The organism is Actinoplanes sp. CA-030573 (assembly GCF_050951115.1).
Taxonomy (GTDB): domain Bacteria; phylum Actinomycetota; class Actinomycetes; order Mycobacteriales; family Micromonosporaceae; genus Actinoplanes.
On sequence record NZ_CP192038.1, the window covers coordinates 4,755,436 to 4,770,068 of the forward strand.

The window sequence follows — 14,633 nt, forward strand, 5'->3', positions numbered from 1 at the left end:
AAGCGTTCAGTATAGGAGGCGCGGGATCGCGATGGACAACGCCAACTCCACCCCACCCCGTCACTGGGTGGGGACGAACGTAGCGACCCCGTACGACAATCCCGGCGACATATCCACCGACGAGCGCACTCCGGTGATCGTCGGGGTCGGCCAGTCGTCGGAGCGCCTGGACGACCCGGACTACCGCCGCCGCTCGCCGGTCGAGCTCGCCGCCGACGCCGCCCGCGCCGCGCTTGCCGACACCGGCGCCGATCCGGCCGCGGTGGCCGCCGCCGTCGACACGGTCGCCGGCACCCGCCAGTTCGAGAACTCGATGCCCGGCGCCCGCGCTCCGCTCGGCCGCTCGGACAACTTCCCCCGCTCGGTGGCCGGCCGGGTCGGCGCCGACCCCCGGCGAGCCGTCCTCGAGGTGGCCGGCGGCCAGAGCCCCCAGCACCTGGTCAACGAGTTCGCCGCCACGATCGCCGCGGGTGGGGCCGAGGCGGTCCTGCTCGTCGGGGCGGAGGCGATCTCGACCATCGAACGGTTCGCCCGCCAGGCCGGCGAATTGGACTTCTCCGAGCACGCCGACGGCGACCTGGAGGACCGCGGCTTCGGCCTCCGCGGCCTGGTCAGCATGCATCACGCCGCCCACGGACTGACCGACGCGCCCAGTCAGTACGCCCTCGTCGACAACGCGCGGCGGGCGCGCCTCAAGCTCACCCGAGACGAGTACGCGGCCCGGATCGGCGCCCTGTTCGCGCCCTTCACCCGGGTCGCGGCGGCCAACCCGCACGCCGCCGCCCCGGTCGAGCGCAGCGCCGAGGAGCTGGTCAAGCCGACCGCCTCCAACCGGCCGATCGCCGACCCGTACACCCGCTACGTCGTCGCCCGCGAGAAGGTCAACCAGGGCGCCGCGGTGCTGCTCACGTCGGTCGCCGCGGCCCGCCGCCTCGGCATCCCGCCCGCGCGGTGGGTCTACCTGGCCGGGCACGCCGACCTGCGCGAACGCGACCTCATGGACCGCGCCGATCTCGCCGCCGGGCCGGCCTCGGCGATGGCCGCCCGGCACGCCCTCGAGCAGGCCGGCATCGACGCCGGCGACCTCGCGACCATCGACCTCTACAGCTGCTTCCCGGCCCCGGTCTTCACCGTCGCCGACGCGCTCGGCCTCGAGCCGGACGACCCGCGCGGCCTCACCGTGACCGGCGGACTGCCGTTCTTCGGGGGCGCCGGCAACAACTACTCGATGCACGCCATCGCCGAGACCGTCGAGCGGATCCGGCGGCAGCCGGGCAGCTACGGCTTCGTCGGCGCCAACGGCGGCATCATGAGCAAGTACTCGGCCGGCGTCTACACCACCACGCCCACGCCCTGGCGGCCGGATCACAGCGCCACCCTGCAGGCCGAGATCGACTCCTGGCCGGCCCCGGGGGAGGCGCGCCAGGCCGACGGCTGGGCGACCGTCGAGACGTACACGGTGAAGCACGCCCGCGACGGCAGGCGCACCGGCATCGTCATCGGCCGCCTCGAGGACGACGGACGCCGCTTCCTCGCCCGGACCGACGACCGTGACGCCGCGACGATCGAGCTGCTGAGCACGGACGAGCCGATCGGCCGGCGGGTCTACGTGCGCTCGTTCGGCTTCGGCAACCGGGTCACGGCCGACCAAGCCACGATGGACTCGCTCTTCCCGGCGTCGCCCGCGGTGCTGCGGGAGCGTTACGAGCACCTTCTCGTACGCCGTGACGGCCATCTCCTGGAAGTCACCATCAACCGCCCCGAGGCCCGCAACAGTCTGCACCCGATGGCGAACGACGAGCTGGACCACGTGTTCGACGCGTACTTCGCCGACGACGACCTGTGGGTCGCGATCCTGACCGGCGCCGGCGACAAGGCGTTCTCGGCCGGCAACGACCTCGTCTACTCGGCGTCGGGCAAGCCGATGTGGGTGCCCAAGAACGGTTTCGCCGGCCTGACCAGCCGGCGCAGCATGCCCAAGCCGGTCATCGCCGCGGTCAACGGCTTCGCGATGGGCGGTGGCTGCGAGATCGCCCTCGCCTGCCACCTGGTCGTCGCGGACGAGACCGCGAGGTTCGCGCTCAGTGAGGTCAAGGTCGGCCTGGTCGCCGGCGCCGGCGGCGTGGTGCGCCTGCCCCGGGCCGTCCCGCCGAAGCTGGCCCACGAGATGATCCTGACCGGCCGCCGGCTCACCGCCGCCGAGGCCCTGGCCCACGGGCTGGTCAACCGGGTCGCGCCGGCGGGGGAGGCGCTCGCCGGCGCCCGTGAACTGGCGGCCGAGATCCTGGAGTCGTCGCCGACGTCGGTGCGGACCTCGCTGCGGGTCATGGAGGAGACCCGCGGCATACCCGACGTGGTCGACGCCGTCCGCCACCACAGCGCCGCGCTCGACGACCTGATGGTCAGCGAGGACGCGATCGAGGGGCTGACCGCGTTCGCCGAGAAGCGCAAGCCCCGCTGGCGCAACCGCTGAGCCGGCGGGTCACGACCGCCGCCCGGCGCCGGCCGCCACCCCCAGACCGATGGTCAGCAGCGCCGACAGCACCAGCGTCGGGCGGGCGCCGGCCAGGGTCACCAGCGGCCCGCCGAGCAACGTGCCCAGCGACGCGGACGGCGTCTGGATCGCCGCCCGGGTCGCCAGCACCCGGCTCAACGCCTCGGGCGGGGTCGCGGTCTGGAACAGCCCCGTGGTGATGGCCGTGAACGGCCCGTAGATCAGCCCACCGGCCGCCATGCCGATCAGCCCCGGCACGATCGCCGCGCTCAGCCCGACCGGCAGCAGCGCCGCGCCCCACCCGATGATGATCACGACGACCACGGTCCAGGGCGGCAGCCGGCGCAGCAGCGCGGCGCTCGCCGCGCCGACCGTGGCGCCGATCCCGAAGACCGTCCAGTAGAGACCGAGCAGCCCGGCCGAGCCGTGCAGGTCGCCGGCCACCAGCACCGGCAGCGCCACCTCGACCGGGCCGTAGAGGAAGAAGAACACGCAGGTGACCGCGATCAGGCCGAGCAGCGCGGGCCGGTCCCGGATCGTCCGCCAGCCGCCCGCCTCCGCCTCGCCCACCGGCCGGGTCGGCACCGTCCACGCGGTCAGCGCCAGCACCGCCCAGGTCGCGGCGTCGGCGGCGATCACCCAGCCGGGCCCGGCCAGCGCCGCCAGCCCGCCCGCGACGGCCGGCCCGACCACGATGGAGACCTGCGCGAACGCCGACACCAGCGCGTTGCCGGCCAACCGCTTCTCGGCCGGGAAATGCTCGGCGACCAGGGTGTACGCCCCGGCGGTTCCCCACGCGTGCAGCAGCGAGGAAAGGGCGAGCAGGCAGGCGTACGCCACCGGGTCGAGCCGGCCCGTGATCGCCAGCGCCCCCGCCGCACCGAGCGCGACCGCCCGCAGCGTCGCGTCCGCCGTGACCAGCCGCGCCGCCGGCAGCCGCCGCATCCACCGGGCGAGCAGCGCCGCCCCGATCGGCGCCGGCAGGGCGTAGGCCGCCACCGAGATCCCGGTCCAGACGCCCTCCTGCCCGTCCGGCGCGATCTGCAGCGCGAGCCACGCCACCGCGACCAGGCTCATCCCGTCCCCGAGCGCGGAGACGAGCATCCCGGCCAGCACGAGCCGCAGCCTCTTCACGGTGAAGATCATGCCTGCTCGGGTGTCGCACGGGAATCCGGACGAACCGCCCCCTACGCTGGGCGCCCGTGACCACGCTCAGCCGCCGGGTGTTCGTGCTCGGCAGTCTCGGCGCGGCGGTGCTGCCGCGACGCCCGCTCCCGTACCCGTTCTCGCTCGGCGTCGCTTCCGGGGACCCCGCGCCGGACAGCGTCGTGCTCTGGACCCGGCTCGCGCCCTCGCCGCTCGCCGACGACGGGCACGGCGGGATGCCGGCGGCCGACGTCGCCGTCGAGTGGCAGGTCTCCCGGAGCGCGTCGTTCGCCCGGCTGGTCGCCTCGGGCACCGCGGTCGCCCGCCACGCGTCGGCGCACACCGTGCACGTGGTCGCCGGTGGGCTCGCCCCGGACGGGGAGTACTACTACCGGTTCCGGGCGCAGGGGTCGATCTCGCCGGTCGGGCGCACGCGGACCGCGCCCGCGGCCGGCCGGGGCGGGGGCGACCTGCTCATGCTGTTCGCCTCGTGCGCCAACTTCGAGGCCGGCTTCTTCACCGCGTACCGGCGGATGGCCGAGGAACACCCCGACCTGATCCTGCACCTGGGCGACTACATCTACGAGGGCGGCGCGACGCCGGGGCACGCCCGCATGCACCTCGGTCCCGAGGTCCTGACCCTGGCCGGCTACCGGCGGCGCTACGGGCAGTACAAGACCGACCCGGACCTGCAGGCGGCGCACGCGAGCGCGCCGTGGCTGGCGGTGCCCGACGACCACGACGTCGAGGACGACTACGCGGGGTGGCATCGGCTCGACGACGTACCGCCGCTGTCCGCCGCGCGCTGGGTGACCCGCCGCAACGCCGCCTATCGCGCCTACCGTGAGCACCTCCCGCTCCGGCCCGGTGTCCCGCTGCACCGGCGCGTCCCGTGGGGGCGGCTCGCGACGTTCCACATGCTCGACACCCGCCAGTTCCGCGACCCGCAGGCGTGCGGCGGCCACTGGAAGGTGTGTCCCGACGCCGATCGGCCGGGGCGCAGCCTGCCCGGCCGGGCCCAGGAGCGGTGGCTGCTCGACGGCCTGGCCCAGCACCGGGCCGTCTGGGACGTGATCGGCCAGCAGGTCTTCTTCGCCTGGCAGGTCAACGCGTCCGGCGCCGGCAACATGGACGCCTGGGACGGCTACCGGGCCTCGCGGGACCGCCTTCAGCGCGGGTGGGTCGAGCGCGGCGTCCGCAACCCGGTCGTCCTCACCGGCGACATCCACACGGCGTGGGCCAACGACCTGAAGGCCGACTACACCGATCCGGCGTCGGCCACGGTCGGCGCCGAGCTCATCTGCACGTCGATCACCTCCCGCGGCGACGGCACGCCGGTGACCGAGGTGCCGACCGCCGACGTCAACCCGCACCTGAGGTTCTACTCGGACCGTCGCGGCTACACGCGTACCCGGATCACCCGCTCCGAGCTGCGCGCCGACTTCCGGGCCCTGGACGCGGTCACCGTGCCGGGCGCCCCGGTCCGCACGGTGGCGAGTTTCGCGGTGTTCGACGGTCACCGCGGCCTGGTGCGGCTCTGACCGGGCCCGGCGCGGCAAACATGAGTAGGCGTGGCTGATCGCCTGGGCGGGCCGCGGACGATACAACGGGATCTGTGACGCTCACCTTCTGTTCCGACCTGACGGCCGCCGACTGGATCGCGCGCAGCGATCTGCCCTGGCAGCGGCTGGTGACCTTCGGTCCGGGCGGGTTCGACGCCTACGCTCGGCTGCGACTGCTGCCCGATCCGGAGCACCCGGGCCAGAGCGAGAACGACGTCGAGGCCGAGGACTGGCGGGGCGAGCAGCTGCCGCGTCTGTTCGAGACGCTCGCCGGGTACACGACCGTCCCCGGCGACTGCTACTTCCTGGTCTGGGAGGGCTTCGGCGGCGGCGACCCGGGGACCGGACTCGCCGAGGCGGTCCCGCGCCCCGACGCCGTGCCCGGCCTCGCCCCGGCGCGGCCCACCCCCGGCCGGCCCACGCCGGGCCGGCCCAAGGTCGTCGTCCCGCACCGGGAGTACTGGCTGTTCCGCGGCCCGCTGGCCGAGGTCGGCGCCTGGGGCATGCCCGAGTCGCTGCCGGACGAGACGGCGCCCGCCTTCGTCTGGCCGGCCGACCACGCCTGGTGTGTGGCCCTCGACGTCGACCCGCACTGGGCCGGCATCGGCGGCCGGGAGCTGCTGGTGGAACGCCTGACCACCGACCCCCGCCTCGACGTGGTGCGCGCCGACCCGGCCGCGTCCCCGCCGGCGTACCAGTAGGGAGCCCGGGTCAGCGTGCCGCGGCCAGCAGCCCGCGCAGCAGCCGCCGGACGTCCCCCGGGCGTTCCCGCCACGGCTGGTGGCCGCCACCGGCGATCAGGTGCACCCGCGCGCCCGGCACCACCGCGGCCAGCTCGGCGACGGTACCGGCCGGGCGCGTGTCCCGGTCGCCGTGGAGGAACCAGCACGGCATGTCCAGCGCGGCCGCCCGGGCCCGGACGTCGGCGTCGGACCAGCGCCCGGCGTCCGCCATCAGCGCGCGGTGGGCCGCCCAGTTGATCGGATGCCCGCTGCCGGCGTCCTGGAGGGCCCACTGCCAGGCGCGTCCGGGGTCGGCGAAGTCGGTGACCCAGTGCAGCGCCCGGAACTCGATCTCCTCCTCCGCGGTGCGCTCGCTCCGCTCCTCGAGCGCCGCGAGCCGGTCGCGCTGGGCGGCGGTCAGGCGCCGGGCCCGCTCGGCCCGGTGCGGTCCGCGCCAGTCACCCACGCCGACCCCGCTCAGGTAGCCGAGCGCGGCGGTCCGGCCCGGATGGCGTACGGCATAGGCCAGCGCCAGCGTCGCCCCGAACGAGTGCCCGATCACCACCCAGCGCTCGTGTCCCCAGTGCCCCCGCAGCGCCTCGATGTCGGCCACCGACCGTGCCAGGCTCTGCTCGGGCGACGTCTCCGACCCGCCGCAGCCGCGCTGGTCGAACCGGTGGACCACGGTGACCGGCGCCAGCATGCCGGCGACCGGGCCGAGGTAGTCCCACAGGCCCGGGCCGCCGTGCAGCAGGACCACGGCCGGCCGGTCGCCGGCCGTCCCGGTCGTCCACGTCCGCAGCCGCACGCCGTCGTCCACCGCCACCATCCGCGCGCGGGCGGCGGAGCGGACCTCGGTCATGCGGCAGACCCTACTGAAGGGCGGCTAGTTTGTGGTTCTCCGCCCTCGTGCGGGCGGATCGATGATCTGACGCCGGAGGTGTCGCGATGGGTACGGGTCTCCTGTTCACCGAGGACGGGTCGGCCGAGGTGGTGGCGGCGAGCTTCGCCGGCACGCCGGACGCGCGGCTCAAGCGGGTGATGACCGCGCTGGTCGAGCACCTGCACGCGTTCGTCAAGGAGGTCGAGCTGACCGAGGCCGAGTGGGCGGTCGCGATCGACTTCCTCACCCGCACCGGGCAGAAGTGCGACGCGGCCCGGCAGGAGTTCATCCTGCTCTCCGACGTGCTCGGCGTCTCCATGCTGGTCGAGACGATCAACCACCGATCCGGCGGTACGGCCACCGAGTCCACGGTGCTCGGCCCCTTCCACGTGGTCGAGTCGCCGCCACGCGCGCTCGGCGACGACGTGGCGCTCGACGGCAAGGGGACGCCGTGCCTGGTCGAGGGCCGGGTGACCGGTCCCGGCGGCGAGCCGATCGCGGGCGCCACGGTCGACATCTGGCAGGCCAACGAGGACGGCTTCTACGACGTGCAGCAGCCGGGCGTCCAGCCGCCGCTGAACCTGCGCGGGCTGTTCACGACCGACGCCGGCGGCCGCTACTGGTTCCGGTCGGTGGTGCCGCGGTACTACCCGATCCCCGACGACGGGCCGGTCGGCGAGCTGCTCGCCGCGACGGCGCGGCACCCGTACCGGCCGGCGCATCTGCACTTCATCGTCTCGGCGCCCGGATATCGCCCGGTGACCACGCACGTCTTCGTCGCCGGCAGTCCCTACCTGGAGTCGGATGCCGTGTTCGGCGTCAAGGAGAGCCTGATCCGCGAGGTGCCGGAGGTGGACGACCCGGCGCGGGCCGCGAGCGTGGGGCTGCCCAACCCGTTCCGCGTGCTGACCTTCGACGTGGTGCTGCGGACGTGAGCGTTTTAATGCCCGGGCCGGGCGCGCCCCGCCCGGCCCGGGCACCCCTCTTCACCCGGAGGTCTGATAGGTGGCGCGGTCGAACTCGGCGTAGCCGCCCTCGGCGCCGAGGTCCTGCACCCAGAGCCCGACGAACGCGCCGGTGAAGCCCCACACCTCGGGCTCGCCCGCCACCACCTTCGCCGCGTACTCGTCCGACAGCGTGGTGGCGTCGAACGTGGGCCCGGCATCCCGCCACGGGGCCGCGGCGGCGTCGGGCTCCACCTTGTACGCGAAAGTCAGTGACGCTCCGTCCAGGCGTACCCGCAGCCCGATCCGATCGATTCCGGTCAGGTCGACGCGGACGCCGTCGACGACGCGCACCTTGCCGCGGTCGCACGCCAGCAGGCCGAGCACCCGCGTGCCGTCGTCCTCGGCGGTCACGTTGAGGAAGTACCAGTTGTTGGTGTTGTAGTAGGCCGTGACGCCGGCGAGCTGCCGATAGTTGCGCGGCCGGAACTCCATCACCGTCTCGAGGTCGCAGCGGCGGGCCACCACGCGCCGCGCCACCAGGCTCGGCCGGTGCCGGCTCATCGGCGACTGGCCGCCGGTGATGCGCAGGAACGACGGGCGGCTGGTCAGGTCGACCCAGTCGGGCGTGGCCGGGCGGCGCAGCGTGGACCAGTTGACGCCCAGCTCCGGCGCGTCGAAGTCGTCGGCCTCGCTCTGCTCGGAGGAGACCGGGCGCACGTCGGGCACGGTGACCCCGAGCGGGGCCGGCACCGAGTCGGCCGGGATGCCGCCGGCGATCCGCGGCCAGCCGTCCTCGGTCCAGGTGACCTCCTGGATGGCCGACTCGCGGCCGAGCACGCAGCGGCCGAGCGTCGAGTACGGCCGGCCGACGAGGTGCGCGAGGTACCACTGGCCGGCCGGCGTCTCGACCAGGCTGCCGTGGCCGGCCTTCTGCAGGGTGAGCTCGGGGTGACCGTTGGAGGTCAGGAGCGGACCGGCCGGATCCGCCTCGTACGGGCCGAGGATGTCGCGCGACCGCGCCACCGTGACCTGATGCGCCCAGCTGGTGCCGCCCTCGGCCGTGACCAGGTAGTACCAGTCGTCCTTGCGGTAGAGGTTGGGCGCCTCGGTGACCTCGGCGGCGGTGCCCTTGAAGATCATGTGCTCGTCGCCGGTGAGCGTGCGCGCGTCCCGGTCGTAGCGCTGGATGGAGATGCCGGCGAACCGGTTGTTGCCGGGACGGGCGTCGGCGACCATCGACAGCATCCAGGTCGAGCCGTCCTCGTCGTGGAAGAGCGAGGCGTCGAAGCCGCGGCCGTGCAGCACCACCGGGTCCGACCACGGCCCGGTCGGGCTCGGCGCGGTGACCAGGTAGTTCTGCGGGTCCCAGTACCCGCCGGCGAACGTGGCGACGTCGGTGTAGAGCAGCCAGAACAAGCCGTGGGCGTACGTCAGGCTGGGTGCCCACACGCCACCGGAGTCGGCCGCGCCGGTCAGGTCGAGCAGCCGCTTCTCGTTGAGCGCGCCGCCCAGCGGCTCCCAGTCGACCAGGTTGGTGGAGTGGTGCAGGCGCACGCCCGGGTACCACTCGAACGTCGACGTGGCGATGTAGTAGTCCGAGCCCACGCGCAGGATCGACGGGTCGGGGTGGAAGCCGGTGAGCACCGGGTTCTGGATCGCGCGCCCGGTCAGGGTCGCGGTCGTGGCCTCGGTGCTCGTCATGCGTACCCCTCAGGAAGTGCCGGACCGTAAGTTCCGTGACTCTATCGCAAGTTCCGAATCTCCGGTGCGGCAATTTCCGGCGGGCCGGCGGCGCAGCTCGTCGACGACCATGCGGGCGAGCGCGGGCAGCAGGTCGGTCCAGCGCCGGAGCAGCCACCGGTTGCCCTGGGTCGCCATCCACCAGGCCCGCTGGCGGGCCGTCGGCTCCGGGTTCGTGGCGGCGAGGCCGGGGAGTGCCACGACCGGATGTCCCGCCTCGCGCAACGCCACCGCGAACCGGTACGCCAGCAGCCGGTGCCCGCGCTCGCTCGGGTGCAGCCGGTCGACGCTCCCGTTGGTCCGGTGGTAGACGGCCCGGTCCTCGGGGACGCCGGCCAGCTGCCGCTCGGCGACGCCGCTGACGCCAGGTTGTGGAACTCCGCCGGCGCGAGGGAGCCGCTGAGGACGGCTGCGCCCGGTCACGCGGTCGTGACCGGGCGGAGAAAAAGCCGTGAAAGTCAGCGGCCGCCGGCGCGGAAGACCTCGCCCACCGTACGGAGGATGACCTTCACGTCGAGCCAGAGGGACCAGTTCTCGATGTAGTAGTTGTCGAACCGGGCGCGGTCGGAGATCGGGGTGTCGCCGCGCAGGCCACTCACCTGGGCCAGACCGGTCAGGCCGACCGGCACCCGGTGACGCATCGCGTACTCCGGGTAGTCGACCGAGAAGCGGTCCACGAAGTACGGCCGCTCGGGGCGGGGGCCGACCACGGTCATGTCGCCGCGCAGGATGTTCCACAGCTGGGGCAGCTCGTCGAGCGACGTACGCCGCATGAACTTGCCGAACGGGCCGACCCGCGGGTCGTGGCCGATGTTCCAGTTGGTCTGCGACTCGTTGTCGTTGGCCGGTCGCATCGAGCGGAACTTCAGCACGTTGAACGGCTTGCCGAACTGGCCGATCCGCTGCTGCTTGAAGATGATGCCCCGGCCGCCCTCCAGGAACGTGCCGATCGCGCAGAAGGCCAGGATCGGGGTGAGCAGCAGCAGCGCGATCGAGGCGAAGAGGACGTCGGCCGAGCGCTTGACCGCCCACTTGGGGCCGGAGAGAGTCGGCCGGCGCAGCGGCACCACCGGGATCGCGCCGATGTGGTCGGGCGAGCCGACCGAGCCGGGGAACTCGCGCAGCCGCGGCACCATCCACAGGTCGGTCTTGGCCAGGCCCGGCGCCCGGACGGCGCGCAGCAGGCGGTTCTCCGGGCAGTCGATGTCGGCGATGATGACGACGTCGCACTCGGTGTAGCGGACCAGCTCCTCCAGCTGCTCGAGCTCGCCCACGTACGGCTGGCTCTCGCGCTTGTCGTGCGCCGTCGAGGGCACGTCGACGAAGCCGGCGAAGCGCAGGCCGTACTGCGGGTAGCGGCGCAGCAGCCGGGCCAGCTCGATGGCGATCGGGCCGCCGCCGACGATGATGGCGCTGTGCTCGACGATCCGCCGCCGGCGGGCCATCAGCACCGCCATCCGGCTGACCGCGCGGGCCGGCAGCAGCAGCAGCGCCGAGATGGCGGCCAGCTGCAGGAAGCCGCTGACGTAGTTGACCGAGTCGTGCCGGCCGGCCACCACGATCGCGATGATCGCGGTCGCCGCCAGGAAGCGGAAGTAGAGGGTCGGCAGCTCGTCGAGCACGCTGAGGTGCCGCCGGGCACGGTAGAGGCCGCCGATCGCGAACGCGCCCGCGCTCAGCAGGGCCAGCGCGACGCTGCCCTTCCAGTACTGCTGGCTCCACGCGATCGGCGCCAGCAGCGCGGCCAGGTCGATCGGCAGCGCCAGCATCCACGCCCGCAGCGGGCGGGTGCGCTTGGCCTTCTCCGACGGGATGTACGGCAGCACGACCGTCGACCGCGAGGTGCCGTCGATGATCAGCCGCTCGGTCGGCGGCTCGTCCTTGCGGGCGCCGTCGGCGGGCTTGCGCGGGCGGGGGATCACCGCCTCGGCCGGCGGGTCGATCGGGTCCTCACCGGCCGGCTGCCACCAGTCGAAGACCTCGTACCGCGCGTCGTCGCGGCCGCCCGGCCCGCCGGTGACGGACCGCAAACCACCAGTCGACGTCTCCGGGGAATGCCCCGGGAATGCCGGACCCGTCTGCACCATCAGCTTCCCCCGTGTACGAAAGCGGTTCATCTACCGCGATCGGACGGGAATGTTAAAGGTTGCTGTGGATCCGCACCACCCGGTGTGTGACCATCGATGCGATACCGATCGATGTAGGCTTTGCCCCGAATCCCGTACCTTGCGGTATTGGTACTCCGGTCAATCGTCGTCAATCCCGGCGAATCGGCGCCGCGCCGGTGGACAATGTAATTCGTCACATCTTCACGTTCCGCGACGAAGTGGCCGGTCACGGGGCCGTGCGGACTTGCGCCCGTCAGTACGATCTCTGCCATGCCGACCCGACAGCCGATGTACAACAGCGACGCCACCGAAGTGATCGGCCTCGGCGACGACCAGTACCCCCCGGCCGAACAGCCGAAACGCAAGCGGAACAAGAAGAAGATCATCTTGATCTGCGTGCTCGTGCCGTTGATCCTCGTCGGGGTCGGTCTCATCGCCGGTGGCCTCTACCTTCGTCACGTCGAGGGGAAGGTGCAGCGTGTCGACGCGTTCGCCGGCATCCCCGAGGCCGGTCGTCCGCAGAAGGACGCCGCGGCCGGTGGCGCCATCAACTTCCTGCTGCTCGGCAGCGACACCCGCGACCCGGAGAGCACCGGCGGCTCCCGGAGCGACACGATCATCGTGATGCACCTGGACAAGAACCAGCAGTCCGCACAGCTGATCTCGATTCCGCGGGACACCTGGGTCTACATCCCCAAGTCGGCCAACGGCCAGCACGGCGACACCAAATCGAAGATCAACGCGGCGTACGCGTGGGGCGGCCCCGCGCTGATGGTGCAGACCGTGGAGAAGTACACCGGCGTCCGCATCGACCACGTGGCGCTGGTCGACTTCGCCGGCTTCAAGGAGATCGTCGACGCGCTCGGCGGCGTGACGGTCAACGTCGAGGCGACGTTCACGTCGAACCACTCGCTCAATGCCAACCACATCCGGCACTTCGAGAAGGGCCCGCAGGTCCTGGACGGCCCGGCCGCCCTCGACTACGCCCGCGAGCGCTACTCGTTCAAGGACGGCGACTTCGCCCGCATCCGGCACCAGCAGGACGTGATCAAAGCGATCCTCGACAAGGCCGCCTCCGGTGGCACGCTGTCCAGCCCCGGCAAGATCAACGCGTTCCTCAACGCCACGACCAACACGGTGAGCGTCGACAAGGACCTCAACATGCTGTCGATGGCGACCCAGCTGCGGCACCTGCGCTCGGGGAACCTGAAGTTCTTCACGAGCCCCAGCAAGGGCACCGGCATGATCGGCAACCAGAGCGTGGTCCTGCCGGACGAGGCCAAGGCCAAGGCCCTGTTCACCGCCGTCCGCACCGACAACACCGCCGAGATCGAGCAGCTCGGCGCGTCGAGCAAGAAGTAGCGTCACCCGCGACCGTCGGCCAGGGCCCCTCGGGACCCTGGCCGATGTCCTTCCCTAGGCGGGTGTCTTCCGCTGCGCGGGTTCGACCCGGACGCGTACGGTCACGACGCGCGACGTCCGATCGGTGACCAGGGTGAGCGTCGCCGACCGGGCCGACCCGGCCGGGGTGTGCCGTCCCACCAGCAGGCGGTCCTCGCCGGCCGCGGTCGCCTCGCCCAGCGGCCCGCACAGCCGTTCCCAGGCCGCCGGCGGCATCGTGCCCGGTTCGGTCAGGTCGAGCAGCGCGATGCCCGTGCCCTCGTCGGCCGGCCACCAGTCGAAGCCGGCCAGCCACCCGAACACCGTCGGGTGCACGTGGGCGGGATCGAACTCGTCTCTACCGATGGTCCCGATCCGGGCCGGGTCATCCGCGCACAACGCGGCGATCAACTCGGCCCATTCGTCGTCCCAGCTCGTCACGGCGTCCTCCCCGCCACCTAGTGGGTCAGCTCGTCGAGGCGCCGCTCGGCCCGGCGCTTGCGTTGGGCACACGCTAACCCGGCCGCTCGACCGGGGTCGATGTCGGAAATCAGCTCATAGCCACCGGGGGAGGACCGGTTGCGCTCCGAGCGTGCTCTCTCTTCCCGCCAGGTACGCCGCGAGCTCGCTCAGTGGCGCCACGACCTCGGTGGTCCCGGCCCTCGCGACCTCGGTGGTTCCGGCCCCCGGGACCTCGGTGGTTTCGGCCCCCGGGACCTCGGTGGTTCCGGCCCCCGGGATCTCCCACCGCCCGCCGTGATCCTCGGCCACGATGACCAGCCCGAGCTTCTCGCCGGCCCGCTTGGCCACGATGTCGTCGACCAGTGACGCCAGGAAGTCCGTCGGCAGATCACCGAACCGCACGCCGGTGCCGAGGTCGACCGCGTGCACCATGACCTCACGGCTCCGCATCCAGGGAATCTCCTCCCCGGACACGGCGCGGCCCTGAGCCGTACGCACCGGATTGCCCCACTGCTCGGCGGTGAGCCCCGCGAGGGTGGCGTCGAGCGCCACCGCCGTCTCCACCACCCGGTCGCGCAGCTCCGCCGCCGGAAGCCGCGAGCCCGCCTCGATGTCGGCGTCGCGCTGCGCCATGGACGAGTACATCGGCGTCTCGACCCCGGTACGGGCCCAGCGCGCAAGGTTCATCAGAGCCTCGGCGTTGAGCGCGAGGTGCGCGACGAGATGCCGGCCGCTCCACCCCGGCAGCGCGCAGGGCCCGTCGAGCTGGCGGTCGGACGCCATCTCGAGCGCGCCGAGCAGCAGCGTGGTGCCTTCGGCCATCCACCGCAGACTGTCCGCCCGGCTCCGCTTCGACTGCCATTCCGGCGCAGTCCTGGTCTCGCTCACGACTCGCTCACCGCCTCGCGTCGGTCCCCGTGGCTCCGCCCTGCTGGCACGCTACCGCGGGTGTTCCGGTCGCGGTCGTGCGCGACGAGTTCGCGGCCGTGCGCGGCGGGTGTGCGGCCGTGCGCGGTGGGTGTGCGGCCGTGCGCGGCGGGTCTGCGGCCTTGCGCGGCGGGTCGCCCGCCGGTCGTGGCTTGCCTGCGCATCCGCTCGACACGGGCGTCGATGCCCGCAGGAGTTTCGCCACAGTGAGCACGTCGGGCCTTCGTCGTGGGCACCGCTGTGGACAACCGGACCGGAAGTG

12 protein-coding genes are annotated in these 14,633 nt (G+C 72.9%); 5 read left to right on the forward strand and 7 right to left on the reverse strand.

The features are described 5' to 3' along the window. The first annotated feature begins 67 nt into the window (after positions 1-67). On the forward strand, positions 68-2,473 hold the full coding sequence (locus tag ACQP2F_RS22060) for an acetyl-CoA acetyltransferase (RefSeq protein WP_433306908.1): 2,406 nt from the start codon (positions 68-70) through the stop codon (positions 2,471-2,473). 9 nt (positions 2,474-2,482) lie between these two features. On the opposite strand, the gene ACQP2F_RS22065 is transcribed toward ACQP2F_RS22060, so the two are convergent. Next, complete coding sequence (locus ACQP2F_RS22065; protein WP_433306909.1) at positions 2,483-3,628, reverse strand: MFS transporter; 1,146 nt, start codon at positions 3,626-3,628, stop codon at positions 2,483-2,485. A gap of 68 nt (positions 3,629-3,696) precedes the next feature. Between ACQP2F_RS22065 and ACQP2F_RS22070 the strand changes: the two genes are divergently transcribed. Together ACQP2F_RS22070 and ACQP2F_RS22075 are read left to right on the forward strand one after the other, a co-directional pair. Beyond that, positions 3,697-5,181 carry an alkaline phosphatase D family protein gene (locus ACQP2F_RS22070; protein WP_433306911.1) on the forward strand — a complete coding sequence of 495 codons (1,485 nt, stop codon included), beginning with the start codon at positions 3,697-3,699 and terminating at the stop codon, positions 5,179-5,181. Positions 5,182-5,255: 74 nt separating this feature from the next. After that, complete coding sequence (locus ACQP2F_RS22075; RefSeq protein WP_433306913.1) at positions 5,256-5,903, forward strand: hypothetical protein; 648 nt, start codon at positions 5,256-5,258, stop codon at positions 5,901-5,903. Positions 5,904-5,913: 10 nt separating this feature from the next. On the opposite strand, the gene ACQP2F_RS22080 is transcribed toward ACQP2F_RS22075, so the two are convergent. Further along, positions 5,914-6,786, reverse strand: coding sequence for an alpha/beta fold hydrolase (locus ACQP2F_RS22080; protein ID WP_433306915.1), 873 nt, complete (start codon positions 6,784-6,786; stop codon positions 5,914-5,916). Positions 6,787-6,872: 86 nt separating this feature from the next. On the opposite strand from ACQP2F_RS22080, the gene ACQP2F_RS22085 reads away from it, so the two are divergent. Then, the gene (locus ACQP2F_RS22085; RefSeq protein ID WP_433306917.1) at positions 6,873-7,742 is read left to right on the forward strand and encodes an intradiol ring-cleavage dioxygenase; all 870 of its coding nucleotides are present in this window, start codon (positions 6,873-6,875) and stop codon (positions 7,740-7,742) included. Between the two features lie 51 nt (positions 7,743-7,793). Here the strand turns inward: ACQP2F_RS22085 and ACQP2F_RS22090 are convergent, their stop codons facing one another. From ACQP2F_RS22090 to ACQP2F_RS22100, 3 genes are read right to left on the reverse strand one after another with little or no spacing between them, the layout of a single operon-like run. Continuing rightward, a complete protein-coding gene (locus ACQP2F_RS22090) occupies positions 7,794-9,455 on the reverse strand; it encodes a glycoside hydrolase family 43 protein (protein WP_433306919.1) in 1,662 nt (553 codons plus the stop codon). 9 nt (positions 9,456-9,464) lie between these two features. Next, positions 9,465-9,917: a hypothetical protein gene (locus tag ACQP2F_RS22095; protein ID WP_433306921.1), complete on the reverse strand. Its 453-nt coding sequence runs from the start codon at positions 9,915-9,917 to the stop codon at positions 9,465-9,467. Between the two features lie 35 nt (positions 9,918-9,952). Further along, positions 9,953-11,524, reverse strand: coding sequence for a sugar transferase (locus ACQP2F_RS22100; RefSeq protein WP_433306923.1), 1,572 nt, complete (start codon positions 11,522-11,524; stop codon positions 9,953-9,955). 348 nt (positions 11,525-11,872) lie between these two features. Here ACQP2F_RS22100 and ACQP2F_RS22105 point away from each other — a divergent pair, with 348 nt between their 5' ends. Then, positions 11,873-12,964: an LCP family protein gene (locus ACQP2F_RS22105; protein ID WP_433306924.1), complete on the forward strand. Its 1,092-nt coding sequence runs from the start codon at positions 11,873-11,875 to the stop codon at positions 12,962-12,964. A 54-nt stretch (positions 12,965-13,018) separates the two neighbouring features. Here the strand turns inward: ACQP2F_RS22105 and ACQP2F_RS22110 are convergent, their stop codons facing one another. Further along, a complete protein-coding gene (locus ACQP2F_RS22110; RefSeq protein ID WP_433306926.1) occupies positions 13,019-13,423 on the reverse strand; it encodes a hypothetical protein in 405 nt (134 codons plus the stop codon). A 114-nt stretch (positions 13,424-13,537) separates the two neighbouring features. After that, a complete protein-coding gene (locus ACQP2F_RS22115; RefSeq protein ID WP_433306928.1) occupies positions 13,538-14,266 on the reverse strand; it encodes a maleylpyruvate isomerase N-terminal domain-containing protein in 729 nt (242 codons plus the stop codon). Positions 14,267-14,633: the final 367 nt, after the last annotated feature.

Bases quoted from the DNA above. Each gene is read 5' to 3' on its own strand.
- ACQP2F_RS22080 (WP_433306915.1), bottom strand. From the start codon at position 6,786: ATGACCGAGGTCCGCTCCGCCGCCCGCGCGCGGATGGTGGCGGTGGAC.
- ACQP2F_RS22085 (WP_433306917.1), top strand. From the start codon at position 6,873: ATGGGTACGGGTCTCCTGTTCACCGAGGACGGGTCGGCCGAGGTGGTG.
- ACQP2F_RS22090 (WP_433306919.1), bottom strand. From the start codon at position 9,455: ATGACGAGCACCGAGGCCACGACCGCGACCCTGACCGGGCGCGCGATC.
- ACQP2F_RS22105 (WP_433306924.1), top strand. From the start codon at position 11,873: ATGCCGACCCGACAGCCGATGTACAACAGCGACGCCACCGAAGTGATC.
- ACQP2F_RS22115 (WP_433306928.1), bottom strand. From the start codon at position 14,266: ATGGCCGAAGGCACCACGCTGCTGCTCGGCGCGCTCGAGATGGCGTCC.